Source organism: Paenibacillus marchantiae (genome assembly GCF_028771845.1).
In the GTDB taxonomy this organism is placed as follows: domain Bacteria; phylum Bacillota; class Bacilli; order Paenibacillales; family Paenibacillaceae; genus Paenibacillus; species Paenibacillus marchantiae.
Map to the genome: position 1 here is coordinate 6,205,205 of NZ_CP118270.1, position 14,712 is coordinate 6,219,916.

The 14,712-nt window shown below is 35.6% G+C and carries 12 protein-coding genes and 2 pseudogenes; 5 read left to right on the forward strand and 9 right to left on the reverse strand.

From position 1 onward, the window contains the following. Positions 1-2: 2 nt before the first annotated feature. Positions 3-1,055: a TauD/TfdA family dioxygenase gene (locus tag PTQ21_RS27975; protein ID WP_274567880.1), complete on the reverse strand. Its 1,053-nt coding sequence runs from the start codon at positions 1,053-1,055 to the stop codon at positions 3-5. 14 nt (positions 1,056-1,069) lie between these two features. Next, a complete protein-coding gene (locus PTQ21_RS27980; RefSeq protein WP_274567881.1) occupies positions 1,070-4,984 on the reverse strand; it encodes an amino acid adenylation domain-containing protein in 3,915 nt (1,304 codons plus the stop codon). A gap of 1,023 nt (positions 4,985-6,007) precedes the next feature. Here PTQ21_RS27980 and PTQ21_RS27985 point away from each other — a divergent pair. Then, positions 6,008-6,187, forward strand: coding sequence for a helix-hairpin-helix domain-containing protein (locus PTQ21_RS27985; protein ID WP_274567882.1), 180 nt, complete (start codon positions 6,008-6,010; stop codon positions 6,185-6,187). A gap of 195 nt (positions 6,188-6,382) precedes the next feature. Here PTQ21_RS27985 and PTQ21_RS27990 read toward each other — a convergent pair. Further along, a pseudogene (locus PTQ21_RS27990) lies at positions 6,383-7,118 on the reverse strand (IS3 family transposase); the annotation flags it as partial. 64 nt (positions 7,119-7,182) lie between these two features. On the opposite strand from PTQ21_RS27990, the gene PTQ21_RS27995 reads away from it, so the two are divergent. Together PTQ21_RS27995 and PTQ21_RS28000 are read left to right on the forward strand one after the other, a co-directional pair. Beyond that, positions 7,183-7,596 (forward strand): AAA family ATPase, encoded by a 414-nt coding sequence (locus tag PTQ21_RS27995; RefSeq protein WP_420800346.1) that lies wholly within the window; start codon positions 7,183-7,185, stop codon positions 7,594-7,596. A 4-nt stretch (positions 7,597-7,600) separates the two neighbouring features. Then, positions 7,601-8,440 (forward strand): HNH endonuclease, encoded by an 840-nt coding sequence (locus PTQ21_RS28000; RefSeq protein WP_274567884.1) that lies wholly within the window; start codon positions 7,601-7,603, stop codon positions 8,438-8,440. A 293-nt stretch (positions 8,441-8,733) separates the two neighbouring features. On the opposite strand, the gene PTQ21_RS28005 is transcribed toward PTQ21_RS28000, so the two are convergent. The 5 genes and pseudogenes from PTQ21_RS28005 to PTQ21_RS28020 form a co-directional block, all read right to left on the reverse strand. Then, positions 8,734-9,483: a nucleoside 2-deoxyribosyltransferase gene (locus tag PTQ21_RS28005; RefSeq protein WP_274567885.1), complete on the reverse strand. Its 750-nt coding sequence runs from the start codon at positions 9,481-9,483 to the stop codon at positions 8,734-8,736. A 233-nt stretch (positions 9,484-9,716) separates the two neighbouring features. Then, the gene (locus PTQ21_RS28010) at positions 9,717-9,923 is read right to left on the reverse strand and encodes a hypothetical protein (protein ID WP_274567886.1); all 207 of its coding nucleotides are present in this window, start codon (positions 9,921-9,923) and stop codon (positions 9,717-9,719) included. 52 nt (positions 9,924-9,975) lie between these two features. After that, positions 9,976-10,140 carry a hypothetical protein gene (locus PTQ21_RS28015; RefSeq protein ID WP_274567887.1) on the reverse strand — a complete coding sequence of 55 codons (165 nt, stop codon included), beginning with the start codon at positions 10,138-10,140 and terminating at the stop codon, positions 9,976-9,978. A gap of 57 nt (positions 10,141-10,197) precedes the next feature. Then, a pseudogene (locus tag PTQ21_RS31530) lies at positions 10,198-10,257 on the reverse strand (hypothetical protein); the annotation flags it as partial. Between the two features lie 722 nt (positions 10,258-10,979). Continuing rightward, positions 10,980-11,825 (reverse strand): hypothetical protein, encoded by an 846-nt coding sequence (locus PTQ21_RS28020; protein WP_274567889.1) that lies wholly within the window; start codon positions 11,823-11,825, stop codon positions 10,980-10,982. A gap of 346 nt (positions 11,826-12,171) precedes the next feature. Here PTQ21_RS28020 and PTQ21_RS28025 point away from each other — a divergent pair, with 346 nt between their 5' ends. Both PTQ21_RS28025 and PTQ21_RS28030 read left to right on the forward strand, forming a co-directional pair. After that, positions 12,172-12,618: a hypothetical protein gene (locus PTQ21_RS28025; RefSeq protein WP_274567890.1), complete on the forward strand. Its 447-nt coding sequence runs from the start codon at positions 12,172-12,174 to the stop codon at positions 12,616-12,618. 197 nt (positions 12,619-12,815) lie between these two features. Then, positions 12,816-13,205: a hypothetical protein gene (locus PTQ21_RS28030; RefSeq protein ID WP_274567892.1), complete on the forward strand. Its 390-nt coding sequence runs from the start codon at positions 12,816-12,818 to the stop codon at positions 13,203-13,205. A gap of 508 nt (positions 13,206-13,713) precedes the next feature. Here PTQ21_RS28030 and PTQ21_RS28035 read toward each other — a convergent pair. Further along, complete coding sequence (locus tag PTQ21_RS28035; protein ID WP_274567894.1) at positions 13,714-14,670, reverse strand: IS30 family transposase; 957 nt, start codon at positions 14,668-14,670, stop codon at positions 13,714-13,716. Positions 14,671-14,712 lie beyond the last annotated feature (42 nt).

Genomic DNA, 14,712 nt, shown 5'->3' on the forward strand with positions numbered 1-14,712 from the left:
AATTATACTTCACCTCTTTTCTCAAGATTCTTATGGCTACATGGTTCCCCCATCGCTACTAAAACTTTACGCTCACCTGTAAATGACTCCCGCCCATGTGCGACTAACATATTATCTAGCGCCATTACATCTCCCTTTTCCCATGGGAAAGCTACTGTGTTATCATCATAGGCTCTTCTAACGTTCTCTACTTCCCAATCTTCCACTACAGTCCCATCTCCATAATATGTTTTATATGGAAATCCAAATTCCCCAAAGTTTTCAGTAAATAATCTTCTAGTATCTGAATCCAAACTTGAATCGTGCCAGAAGGCCATATGATTAAACCAGATTAATTCATCAGTTATAGGATGACGAACAACTGCGGGCCTTACTTGACGAGTTCGTAATCTGTCACCATCTTTCCATTCAAAAGTCATATCATTAGCATTACAGTATGTTTCTACTTCTTTTTTGTCATTGGTATGGAATACATCCTGCCAGGTAAGTCCAAATCCATCTCCATAATTTCTTTCTAGTAACCAGCCTTTTGCATGAAATTTCTCTCTAATATCAGGAGAGATGGAGTTGTATACTTTTCTTACATCTGCGATTGTAGTTGCGCCACCTGATTCAGCTGGTATTACACTACAAAACCAAATTTTCCTTGGCCACGTAGTAACATAAGATAGTTCGTTATGCAATGCGATAAAGTGTTCTTTCGGAAACTCAGTTGAAGTATACACTTTATCACTTAATTTAGTTCTTGGTGTCGCCCCTTCTTTGTAATGTAATAATTGGTTGCAATTATTATCTACATAACTATCAAATTCTACCTGTGATTTTATATTAAAGCCTCTATAGAGTATTCCCCCATACTTTAAGAGTTTTTCTTCTAAAAACTCTTTATTGTTTTTACTCCACTCGATTAAATTTAATCCTGCAACTTTAGGAGTTATTAGCAAAGGCAACGTTTGATCCTCAAACAGCTCTTTAACCTCAACTAAATTTTCGCTTGATACAGAAATTGATTGTGGACGTACATTTTTTGCTCTTTCAGCCCATGTCTTTTTCATTATTGGCACACCCTCTACTTTAAATTTTGCGCATCTCGAATTTTATTTTCTTTAATTTTAGCTAACAACGACTTTTTATAATGATTATGATTAGAAATTATATTATTTTTCATTTTCAAACGTATTTGATTAAAAAAATCTGTTGAAGAAAGATTAGATGAATCTATAACTAACCTGATAATATCTTTATAAATTTTCACATGCTCTACTATTCGTTCTTTTTTATACAGATCAACGTTATAATTAAGTTCTCCTACATATTTTTCACCCTCTCCTCTTAATACTAAAGAATAGTCAAATTGTGTATAACCCGTATCAAAATTAAGATACTTCATTTGTAAATTCTGGCTTATTTCCGAGACAGTATTTGGATGCATCACAAACCACACCTGAAAAACAGGAGGAAACTTCAGGTTTCTTTGCGGATTAATTGCCTCTACTACTTTTTCATAAGGTACATTTTGATGATTGTATACTTCTAGTGCTGTGTTCTTTATATCTTGGATTAATTCACTTATAGTACCAATCTGTTTTATGCTAGTTCTGTATACAACAGTGTTTGCAAAAAAACCAATTAAGTTTTCTAACTCTCCAAATTCACGATTAACAACAGGTGACCCCACAAGAATATCCTTTGAGTCAGTAATAATAGATAACAAGAGCTTATACGTGGACAAAAAAAACATAAATATAGTGATATCATTACTTCGAGTAAATGCTCTTATTTGTGTGAGCAAGTTCTCTTCAATTTCGAATTCAACAATGCTCCCCCTAAAAGTTTGAAAATCCCCTCGTGTATAGTCGGTTGGTATTTCTAGAACCGGTAAATTACCTGCTAATTTTAATTTCCAGTATTCTAATGCATCGTTAATCTTGTCTTCTTGATATACTTTCTGCTGCCATCTAGCATAATCGGCGTACTGAATTTTTAATTCATTGAGTTGAAGAGGCTTTTTTTCGAGAAGTGAATCGTATGCAATTAACAATTCACATTTTAATATGTCAAGTGACCAGCCATCGGAAATAAGATGATGCATATTAACCATTAAAATATTTTGGTTCCTATTCAATTTAAACAAAAAGACATTAAATAATGGACCACTTTCCATATTAAATTCTCTTGCCGCTTCATTTTTAGCAAAATTGAGATATTGTGATTTTTGTTCATTAAGATCCTTAAAGCTTATATCAATCACTTCAAGTTCGAATAAAATGTCTGTCTTTATAATTTGGTAAAACTGTCCTAACACAGTTTTAAATATAGTGCGTAGGGTATCGTGCCTCTGTATAACTATATTAAATGCTCTTCTCAATATATGAATATCAAGGGAACCCTCAATTTCCCAAAGTACTGGAATATTATAAGAAGCCATTTTCCCATTTTCTAATTGATTTAAAAACAGCAGTCTTTGTTGCGCATATGACGCAGGTATATCCTGCTTTTTATCACTATTCTCAATTAAAATTTCAATAGTAGTTTTCTTCATGGATGATAATTCTCTTAAAAATTCACATATAGTTTTCGATTTAAGGAGATCAACAACTTCCAAGTCTAATGCATAATTCTTTCGTAACTTGGAAACAATTCGAGCTGCAAGTATCGAATCTCCCCCGTGTGTAATAAAGCTATCATTTAGATTAATCTGCCTAACAGATAAAAACTCTTGTAAGGTTTTTATAATTTGATCTTTATAAATATCTCCAGTAGTAAAACCAACGTTTAAACTCTCATTCTCATTTGGCTTAGGAAATAATCTCCTATCTATCTTCCCATTCGAACTCAAAGGGAAATCATCCATAAAATGTACAAATCTCGGAATCATGTAAATCGGCAACTTACTTCTTAAAAATTCAAGCAACTCGTTACCAGTAACTTCTATATCCGATTTCTTTTTGATAATATATGCAATTAAGCTTTTGTGATTATTTATGTCATTGAGCACTAAGACTAATGATTTATTGACAAGAGGATGTGTTTCTAAGTGGTGTTCTATATCATTAGTTTCTATACGGAAACCTCTGATTTTCACCTGGTTATCTAACCTACCTAAGTACTCTATTTCATTTTCTTCATTTATTCTTACTAAATCACCTGTTCTATATAAAATAATCTCTTTGCTACCTGAAACGGAGAGTTCAATAAACTTCTCTTCTGATAAAGAAGATTTATTTAAGTATCCCTCTGTAACACCTGCTCCTCCTATTAATAGTTCACCAGGAACACCATAAGGCGCTAAATGTAGGTCTTTATTCACAATTTGGAATGATGTATTGTAAATAGGTTTTCCTATTGACACTGAGTTACCTGAAATAAACTCCAATCTATCTAATGATGACCACACTGTGGTTTCTGTAGGCCCATATAAATTCCATACTTGATATCCTTTACTGAGCATTTTCTTCAACAAATTTAAAGGTAAAGGCTCTGCACCACATAATATTTTTAAATTATGCTGAATATCAATTTCACTCTCGAATATAAGATCCCAAGTCGTTGGAGTAGCCTGCATGATTGTGATTCTATTTCCAGATATAAAATCAATTAATTTTTCACTATCTCCACCGAGTCCGGAATTACCTATGAAAAGTTTTGCTCCTACATACAAAGGCAAAAAAACTTCGGGTACAGACATATCAAATGAAAATGAAGCAAGCGCAAGATAATTATCGTTTTCGTTTATACCTGGTTTATTTGTCATTGAGCAAAGTAAATTCATAACGGATGTATGCTGCACTTGAACCCCTTTAGGTTGACCTGTTGAGCCCGAAGTATAAATAATGTACATTCTTCTTTTATAATTTAGCAGAATTTGAATATTATTATCTTTTTGTCTAGATATATCTGCTTGTTTGTGCTCCCAAACAATAATTTTATTCAATTCAAATCTATCAACCCAGTCGTTTTCTGTGATTATAATAGCAGGGTTAGCATCCCCTATTATTGCCTCATTTCGGGATTGAGGATAATGAGGATCTAGTGGTAAATATGTAGCCCCTACTTTCATAATTCCAAACATCACAATAATATATTCAATTGATCTATCCATGCATATCCCTACAATGTCAGTTTCAACAATGCTGTTTAGTTGTAGAAATCGTGCGAATTGATTAGCTCTTGCATTTAATTGTCTATAAGTAATTTCATTGCCCTTATGAATGACAGCAACTTTATCAGGGATTTTCTCTGCTTGTTTTTCGAGTATTTCATTTAAAGAAATTTCAGGTATAACGTAGTCTTTGCCTCTGAACTTAACCAGACCACTCTCTAAAGGTGAAAGAATAGATACATTACCTATTCTTTGTTCCGGATTTATTAGTAATTCATTTATCAAATTTATAACATGATAATGCATTCTAATTATGTAATCTTCACCAATAGAGAACGAATTGTATATTAATTCAGAACAAAATGAATTATTTTCATATTTAATTGCAAAGACGATACTGTTTTTATTTATTTGAGAAAGCTCGTCAAAACCCCAAGTTCTATTGTATGAAAAAACAGGAGTGTAAAATGTATCTTTCATGTTGTGTTTATATTGATTCCCATCATCTTCACTTAATACTCCCATTTTATTTTTTATAACAGTTATAAATGAATCATCTAATGAAAGGGATTCAGAAATCAAACCTTCAGTAATAGATTGGCGTTTACTCAGACTATAAAACATTGCAATCTCATCATCATAACTATAGAACCTCAATAACACAGAGAATATCGATAAAAATGCTGTAGAAATCTCTACATCTAAATCAGTGCATATTTTATGTAGGTGCCTTATGTGATCATCTTGAATTTTAATTCTAATTTTTTTTACATCAATTTCACTAGTATCTTGTTTATAAAAGGGGATTTTGAAGTTCGGAGTAATTTCTTCAGATGTATTCCCTCCAGATCGCTCATATAAAACGGTATTCTTATTATTCAACACAGATCCCCCTTATGTATAATTAGTTATTAAATACAAATGGTGCTAATATAATGATGAATACGATCATAAATCGATTAATAATTTTGTAGATAAAACTCATTACATGTAATAATAAGTATAATTATGTTAAATTACTCCATATGATCATATTATCATTAAATTTTTAATTTTCAACATAGTTTTTGTAAATAAAACTCAAAAATACAATAAATAACTATCGTTAAATACTAGGTGTTTAATTAAATTTTGAGCAGAAAACAAAAAAACAGCTTGTAGTTAAGCAAATTAGTATTTACCCTAAAGTCGTATCGTACTTATCAGGCAGGTTGTATAATCTAATGTGTCCAACAGTGAACCAACAAAATTATATGTATTGTTTCTTTCCATGCTAAAAAAAATTTAATTGAGTACGACTACGATTCAAGGATATATGAAACTAATTCATAGGCCTGCTTCTACTCAAATAAAAACTAAATCCGTTCTTTGTTAATACCTTAATTAATTTGTCTATATTGTTCGCAAGGAGGATTTAGATAAATGAAAAATGATACTCTGATGAATGAATCTCCGTAAAGTGAAAACGGATGTTGCTGATGCCTATCTTCTCGGGAACTATACTATAGGGAGGAATTCGAACCCCTCAAAAAGTGGTGTCCAAATACTCAATATGCGTTATCAGACGCGATAACATGAGTCCTAATTCCAAGCTGTTTTGGATCAGGTTTTTTCGGAGTATAAAGGTGTTTTTGGGCTATGTATTCTAACATATCTCATCGCTTCCTACATGAGTTTCCTACTTCATCCTCTGTTCTAAAAGTCAGTGAAGAGAAGCTCAAAATGACCATTCAAGCTCATCTTTCTTCAAAACGTGGGCGATCTAAGAAGTAGATGAATGAACGAGTTCAACGGTTGATCGAGGCTGTACAACAAAACCCATTTCGGGAAACAACGTATGAGAGTCACCTCATCAATCTTAAGATTTTAATCAGTCTTATTCTTCAATTCCAGGAGCATCTTGCTATGTTGGAACAGACCCTAGAGGCCCTGGCTACTGAAATTGAAGAATATGATTTAATCCAATCGATTCCCGGTATTGGACCTAAAATTGCTGCAACCACTTTATCGAAAATTGGAGAAGTGGCCTTAGTAGCTTGTGCGAATATGCTAGTTCATTGGTTGTCTGCTATTTTAAAAAGTTAGAAATCATTCCGTTCGGTATAGAAAATTTATGGTATAACCTTCCAACCAAAATCGTTGGAAGGTTATTTGACATGCTTATTAATAAATATAATACAGGCTTTCGTGTTTTTTTGCTGTTGACAAGATATTAGCTGGTAATGTTGAACAAAAGCAGCTGATCACATGAAGTGACCCCTTAAAGTTAGACAAATATTTTTATGCAACTTGTTGGGCATGAGTTCGGTAGCGTACCGGGCTCATGCCTTTTAATTTTGACTTGATGCGTTTGTAATTGTAGTAATCCATGTATCGTGCTAGTTCTTGCTTGAAGTGATCTACACTTTCAAATTCATGAAGATAAAAAAACTCTGACTTCATAATGCCAAAGAAGTTCTCCATTACTGCGGCGTTATCATAACAATTCCCTTTGCGTGACATGCTCTGGGTAATCGCTTGTCCCTTTAGAGCCTGTCGATACTGCTTCATCTGGTAGTGCCAGCCTTGATCCGAATGCAGGAGGAGCTCATCCCCATTGGATAAGCGTTTAGAGGCTTTATTGAGCATCTCGGAGACTAATGAATACGTAGGGCGAGACCCTACTGTGTAAGCGATAATTTCACCGTTAAACAAGTCCATAACAGGTGATAAATACAGCTTTTCTCCAAACAACTTCATTTCCGTAATATCGGTAACCCACTTCTCATTTGGTTTTTCAGCTTGAAAGTTACGACCCAGTACGTTAGGTGCAATGTTACCTACAGTTCCTTTATAGGAACGATATTTTTTCATGCGCACCACTGATTCTAAACCTAATTCTTTCATGATACGCTGTACCTTTTTTATGGTTAACTCGATGTCCACGATTAACTAGTTCATCACGGATACGGCGATAGCCATAACGCCCCTGATGCTCCTCGTATATGGATTGAATAAGGAGTTTCAGATCTGTGTCTAGAGAGGGCTTGTCAAACTGTACTCTAACTCGTTTAGTAGAAACAGTAGAAGAAAGAACTCTCGTGCTACTTGACGAGCCTGAAGCACATCTACACCCACCACTCTTATCTGCTTTTATTCGTGCGCTTTCGGACCTACTTGTCCAACGTAATGCTATTGCTATAATCGCCACACACTCACCTGTTATCCTTCAAGAGGTCCCAAAAAGCTGTGTGTGGAAACTTCGACGAAATGGTTCACAACTAGAAATTAACCGAGCCATGGCAGAAACATTTGGTGAAAATATAGAATCTCTTACATCTGAGATCTTTGAATTAGAAATCACTTACTCAGATTTTTATAAGATACTTCGAGATGGTGTTGAAAAATATGGGAACTATGAAGATATAGTGGAGAGCTTTAATAATGAACTAGGATGGGAAGCAAAAGCAATTCTCAGAGCGTTGTTGGCCGGTGACCCCAGCAAGGAGGCGTGAACAAATGAGAGCTCTTACTAAACCTGAATTCTCAGCTGAGACTGTTTTCTTAGCTTCAATAAGTAGAGTGAAAAATAAAGAATTAAAACAAAGACTTGAAGATTGTCTTAATGAGATAATTAGAGATGCCACTGATTATGATTTAAAAGCAACAGAAGCAAAACTTCATCTTCTTCAGAAAAAGACTATTTTAAATGGGAATGTCACTCGGAAGGAAATGGAGGCTGTATACACTGATAGATTTGCTAAATTAAAAACACCAGGCAGGCATTTTTACGACAAGTTGAAGGAAACAGACGATGGCAAATGCCCTCTATGTAATCAGTTACCTGTTAAGACACTAGATCATCATCTAGCTAAAAGTGACTTTCCTTCTTTGGCCCTTTCACCAAACAATCTAGTACCAGCTTGTAGTGACTGCAATACAATTAAAAAAGCCGCTTTTCCAACTTCAAGTGAGGAAGAAACTCTACACCCCTATTTCGATAATATTGAGGATGATCAATGGTTATTTGCGGATGTACTCCAAACATATCCTATATCAATGAATTTTTTCATTAAACCGCCAACACAAGTTACAGAATTATTGGCACACCGGGTTTTACACCATTTCAATTTTTATAAACTTAATACGCTCTATAAATCGGAAGCAGCGTCAGAGCTGCGCAATATCGCTTACCAAATGAGAAATCTATTTGAATTGGCGGGACCTGAAGCCGTTAAAGAACAACTTATTGAGAGATCAGAGAGCAGTTTTCATGATCGATTAAACTCTTGGAAATCAGCTATGTACCAAGCCTTATCAAATGATAACTGGTATATTACAACGGGTATACAATTATAAATAATCTTGAGGTTTCAATATATAAGAGTTATTTTTGAATTTTGAAGCTACAAATTTTCAACCTTATTGAATAGACGTAGTACTTTACTTGTATTCCAAATAGAAAATTCACTTTTTATTGAACACACGAAGTTTATCCAATAGCAAGAAGAGACCTTGCTTAAACAAGCTTAGGTCTCTTCTTGCTACTATACCAAATGATTCATCTTTATTTTATTCAAGACGATCGTAGATATCGTAGGCAAAGTCCTCTACTGTAGTTCGACAAAGGAAATAAATATCAATAATGTTACTTAAATATCATATTCAATTAGACAAGAAAGGCTTTCTGGTAAAGATATGTCATCTTTAATAAAGCCTATCAATTGACTAGCTTGTTCCCTAGTTAATTCGTCTAAGTTGATTGTCAACATCAATCCTGAATTACTGAGAAGATCCTCAAGATAGGTTATCTGTTTACTAGTTGAAGGCAGGCGATTTGTAGACTTTTTAGGTAACATATCCTTTCGCAACTCTCTACTATTTTTGTCAAAAGTTTCAACGAAAATTCTCCAGGCTTCTTCTGCCGAACGGCTTACTATTGAGATAGTTGCCATTTGAGCTGGAAACCACATGTCATCCAAACATGAAAGATCTTCTGATATAGCAACAAAAACAGGTTTGTTTTGCGCTACTGCATAACCTATCTCTGCAATAGTACCATATGCATCTTTTTGATCAATCCATGCAAATACTGCTGTACTGGCATGAATCCCATGAAGACATTTTGCAACTACATTATATCTACTTTGCTTGGGAGCTTCTGCTCCATTGTACTCATCGATACCATCTCCACAACCATTTTTCTCCAAGCCTCTTCCGTGTGAATTCCCCCCATGATAGCATCCATGATCACATTTTATAAAATAAGGGCCACAGTAGTTAAAACCATTTACTTGTTCTATTTCAAATCCATCTTTTGCTTGTCTTAAGTCTTTAAAAATAGTGTGTCGCCAATCATTTTTCCCAATTTTCCCAGCTGTGTAAACGAGTATTTTTTTCATAATTCACCTATTCCTTTGTAGTCTTTATTGTTCGAACTATATTCTTAAGGTATTACAGACGGAGATTTATTAACCTTAAATTCCGTCTGCTGTATTTCGTTTTACCCTCTATTATGTTTTACTGGAGTTTCAATTACTGTTTTTTCATACTAGGGCGTGTCTTCAAACTCAGGCAAGCCACACCATGATGGATGCCAGAATCAAAATGCCTTAAACGTACACGCTAATTTAGCCTAACGAGTTGCTAGACGACGATAGTTTTTCACTTTATTGAAGAACCATTCACGTTCTCTGTAGATATCTCGATCATAAGGTTGAATCTCTTGGCGATTCTTCTTACTTGGAATCTCTGAAATAGTCTGTTGCTCGTCCAAAAGTGCTCGAATCGCATTCGTATCATACGCTCCATCGGCCAATACTTGCTTCATTGTCAGTTTCATGGCTTGAAGTAGCTCATAGCTCTGAACGGAGTCACAATACGAAGTGGATTGCCTAGCCCATCGACCACGGCATGAATTTTGGTGCTAGTCCACCACGGGAACATTCGATCGCTTGCTTTGCCCCCTTTTGCGCCCGATCCATGCTGGTGAACACGCACATCGTGGCATCAATCATGATGCTTTCCTCATACACATCCAGGGAGACACACTTCAGCACCTCATCCCAAATCCCCGCTCTCTGCCAGCGGCGAAAGCGCGTGTAGACAGATTTCCAATGAGGAAGGTGGTTAGGTAAGTCACGCCATGGGGCGCCTGAACGAGCAACCCAAAGCATCCATTTAACATGATTCGGTTGTCCAATGCGGGACGTCCTCCTCCTTGTGGTTTTTGTTCAGGTGGAAACAGGTCTTGAACTCTCTGCCATTGTGTCTGTTTTATTTCGTATTGAGTATTCATCTAAACAGTTTGAAGACACACCCTAGATGCTAGCGAGAGAATATACAAAAACACTTTTACCAATAGAAAAAATATACTATTGTAAAGTTATTATGTATCTTTAAGGGACAACAAGGAGGAAAGCCCATCGTATTATTAGGTCAACCAGAGACTACTGGTTGGCTTTTTTAATAGCCATTTTACGATGGATGCAGCCGGGAGGATGTAACAGCCCCTGAGGATAAACCCCATAAATCCTAAAAAATCTTGTTGACCTTTTCGACTTTTAGAGAATAAATAACATTTTATCTTAAGTGGATAAATTTTCCTGGCAGAGTTCATTCGAATACAACTCTCAACTAAAATGGACCACGGACAAAAAAAGTATTGTGGTATCTACTTTTTAATCAACCACAATATTCTCTTTATTATAATAATCATTTTTATTCTTTGAAGTTTAATCCAATTTCTTAACTAAATCCAAGAAAATTGAATTTCTTTAGTTTTAGTATGATGAGCCAAGTATTTGGAAGCATAAGTTTGCCATGAGTCGAATTTGGAAGCATGAATGAAGAATTTATTGATCTATCGTTTCCCGTTAGTTTAATCACAAATTTTTAATCACCCGAGTAGTTCGGACTGTATAGGTACTTCCGAAGTGAATATTAATACAACCAACATGCCATCGATATTGTCTTGATCAAAGACAAATCTCTGTCTAAATGTTTTTTCAGCATGTACAAAGAAGAGTATATCTTTCTTCCTTTTCATCGGTGCATTTTGGCTATATCCATGATTCGCAGCATAATCCTCTACCACTTTCAATGCATTAGTCCATTCATCATTATCACACAAATCTTTTAACTGGCGACCGTAACCAGAATTGGCATCAAGAAAATCTACCAATTCTTCTGTAAAGGCATTTGCATCATTAGTAATTTCGTATGTTTTATCAGTTTTAAATCGATTAGTTGTGTTTAATCCACATGTCTCATTATCGATGATTAAATACCGCGCTCCTGAATGTGAGTCTTTTGGCTGTACATCGAATGAAGAACTACTCGGCGGAATTACAAATTCAAACTTTGGCCAAGTTGTATAGAGTTCTTTTTGTTTTTCATTTTTATCATTCGTACTGGTAACCTTTGCTTGGAGGAGTAAGGAATTCTTATTAACAGTCCCGTCTTTCAAAATATCAAAGTGAATATACAATAAATCACCCATTTCACACCTTTTAGTTCCGTGTTCAAATGCAACTTGTGGATGTCCATGAGTAAAAAAAGAAGTCATATGAAAATGACGAAAATTTTCACTTAAAATTGTTTCCCACTTATCTCCTAGCTTATGTAATTCTGAATGCATAGATCTGATAATTGGTACTTCTTTTTTTAGAGTATTTTCAAAAACATCAGTTAAATAATTTTCAGTTGCCATTATCAAGCTTTTTCTGTAAGTAACAATATTCATATAACACCTCAATTTAAATTTTGATACTTCTATTTTAGAACTATAAAACTAAATTTCAAGAAAAATGTTTTAAGGATAGGCCTATACGATTTCCTATTATGCCCGTTAACTTAATGAGGCATCATCAGTCTAAAATTCCCCCTCTCTCCGTCCTTAAAGGTATACAAAAAAGGATCGTCAGCATATCTGCAACGACCCTTATTTTTTTCTTTGATTACAATGGTACTAGTATTGATAATGATAAAATAGATTTGGAAAATATAAGTCAATCTATCTCTTCTAAAATATACGAAGACTTGCTAGTGACAAACGAATTAGTAATATAGAGTTGAATTCGAACCTGGTAATGAGTTCGATTTTTTTCTCAAATGAGTACAAATTATTCTCGTTAGTAAAACTTGATGAAGACATTCAATGTGCCGAACTAGGAAAAATAGATAACAATAAACTGTTTGTTTCTCCTAATTTAATTCTTGTGCATGTTGATTACCAAAAACTTAGATTTGAAGAGTTGGACACTATTGAGTACACTATCGAACAAATATGGAAAAACAAAAAAGTATCTATCACTTTAGAAAAAGGTATTACAATTTTTGGTATGAGATTGATTATGGATAGAATGTATGATAGATATACACCCCCTATTTTGGCTGAGGACTTGTTCATAAAAATCTATTCCGAAGATTCAATAGACCTAACAGATGCAGTAGAAATAATCCAGGCTTACATCTTTGAATGTGGAACTACTTTAAATCTTAACTTAACCCTCTTCACCCCGACCGACTTCTTATGATTTCTTCCATATTGATGTAGAAGAGAGCAATCAAGAAAATAATAAGTTAAGGCTAAGATCACTCATTCAGGGAAAGGGAATATCTGAAGTTTCAGAAATTTACAACTCAGGAAACGACATTCACAATTCTGAATTTTTAATTCTTACATACGCAAAAGTTATTGAATATGTTTCTCAAACAGTACTAAGAAAAGGAGATGCTTGATTCAATAACAAAAAAACTGTATAGTCCTAGAGCTCTAAATCCTGATTCCTCATTTATTCTAGAACTGGAAAAACTGTACGATGAACATAGAAACTATTCAAAGGATCATCATGCAATTAAGCTAACCGTTCAAACTTGTTATGACATATCAGATATTGAATTAATTGCGCCTAGATTTCTAAAAAAGCTGAGCCTTGAAACTCTAGCAAGTGCGATATCCGATACAAGAAATATGATAGCCCACGCCAAAACTAATTACAGGTATAAAGGGCATGAATGTCCGGTTGATGATATGGAGCGATTTGCACAATGTTTGAAAGTTGTTGCAAATCAGACTATTCGCTGGTTTGCAAGACAACACGAAGATGGCAGGATCGTATAGAGTTATATCAATAGAAAATTGAGCAGCAAAAATATATTGCCTGTGCATGCTTATATATGGTTCAAATTAATGTTAGTAAAGGGAATTTTTTAAGAACCATCTATGTCTCCCTTACTAAGTAAAAGAAAAACCTTGCGAGGCTAGGGAACTGACTGAAGTGCCCCCCTAGAATTTCATCAGCTAAACCCAGGGGTTTATCCAATGTCTTCTAAGGGGTACAATTCACATTTTTATTGAGGACTTTATTTTTTAAATCTTGATTAACTTGATCATCTTAGCTCACTCCTCATAATGAATAACAGATTAATTTCATTATCTAATATAAATTATATGATTGCTAAAATTTGTTCTCTGGGTTTGCAACATTGAGGAGTATTGGGGAGTACTTGATAGCTATTGGAAATAGTTTGGACTCATTTGAGCCTTGTTGGAATTATAGAGAATTGAAGAAGTTACAAGTAATATGGATTACTTTTATACAGAAAAAAAGATAATTCTTGACGGATTGTCAAGCCAAGTGCGACAGTTCCTCTGTGAAAGATTCGTGAGCGGTTCTCCAGCTCAAACATTTTCGTGGTCTATGATTGATTAGATCGAGTGAATGGGCGAGATCTTCGTCCTGTACTTTAGCGAAATCGGTGCCCTTGGGGAGGAACTCTCGCAGTAATCCATTCCCATTTTCATTGGAACCGCGTTGCCAGGAGGAGTAGGGATCAGCAAAATAGACCTGCATGTCATGTGTACTCTCTAGGTTCGCATAGCAAGCAAACTCCTTACCCCTGTCCGCCGTGGCTGTAAGAAAGGTGCCTTTAGGGTACTGGGAGATGGCTACACCGAGTGTAATTTCCATGGGCAAGGCGGTACGATCTGGCATGAGAATGGCGGTATACAGGCGTGTCTTCCGTTCAATGAGTGTAGCTACGCATCCTTTGCTCTTCCCCCGACCAGATACCACGGTATCTAGCTCCCAGTGTCCAAACGTTTGACGAGAACGAACTGCTTTCGGTCGAGTTGAAATCGTGCGGCCTATGGTGAATTTACCACGTATTTCTGCAGGTTTCTGACGTTTACCTTTGTGCCGAAGGACCTGTAATTCACCTCGAACCAGTCGTCCCTCGTAGATCCAGCGGTAGATGGTCTTAAACGAAACGGTGGACAGACCCTCGGTGCGAAAACGTTCACTGATTTGTTCAGGAGACCATGTAGCCTGAAGCTTTTCCTCTAGGGAAGCAGCCAAGGTGTCACACCATTTACCTGTGGATACCGAAGCCTTACGACGATCCTGATAAGCGTTTTGAGCTTGTTCCGCTTGATAAATATCCACAGAAGCTACCCGCTCTAACTCACGACCAACGGTTGAAGGATGCCGTCCCAGTTCTTTTGCGATGGCTCGTGAGCTCTTGCCCTGCTGGTGGAGGATTTCTAGCTTGCTGCGTTCGATTATGCTAAGATGTGTGTAGCTCATGGTGGATTCTCCTTGTGTGAATGTGTGGTGTAGGAACCTTCA

Coding starts and splice junctions, on each gene's coding strand:
- PTQ21_RS28030 (WP_274567892.1), top strand. CDS start 12,816: ATGCTTGATTCAATAACAAAAAAACTGTATAGTCCTAGAGCTCTAAAT.
- PTQ21_RS28025 (WP_274567890.1), top strand. CDS start 12,172: ATGAGTTCGATTTTTTTCTCAAATGAGTACAAATTATTCTCGTTAGTA.
- PTQ21_RS28005 (WP_274567885.1), bottom strand. CDS start 9,483: ATGAAAAAAATACTCGTTTACACAGCTGGGAAAATTGGGAAAAATGAT.
- PTQ21_RS28020 (WP_274567889.1), bottom strand. CDS start 11,825: ATGAATATTGTTACTTACAGAAAAAGCTTGATAATGGCAACTGAAAAT.
- PTQ21_RS28035 (WP_274567894.1), bottom strand. CDS start 14,670: ATGAGCTACACACATCTTAGCATAATCGAACGCAGCAAGCTAGAAATC.
- PTQ21_RS28010 (WP_274567886.1), bottom strand. CDS start 9,923: ATGAAACTGACAATGAAGCAAGTATTGGCCGATGGAGCGTATGATACG.
- PTQ21_RS28000 (WP_274567884.1), top strand. CDS start 7,601: ATGAGAGCTCTTACTAAACCTGAATTCTCAGCTGAGACTGTTTTCTTA.
- PTQ21_RS27985 (WP_274567882.1), top strand. CDS start 6,008: ATGTTGGAACAGACCCTAGAGGCCCTGGCTACTGAAATTGAAGAATAT.
- PTQ21_RS27975 (WP_274567880.1), bottom strand. CDS start 1,055: ATGAAAAAGACATGGGCTGAAAGAGCAAAAAATGTACGTCCACAATCA.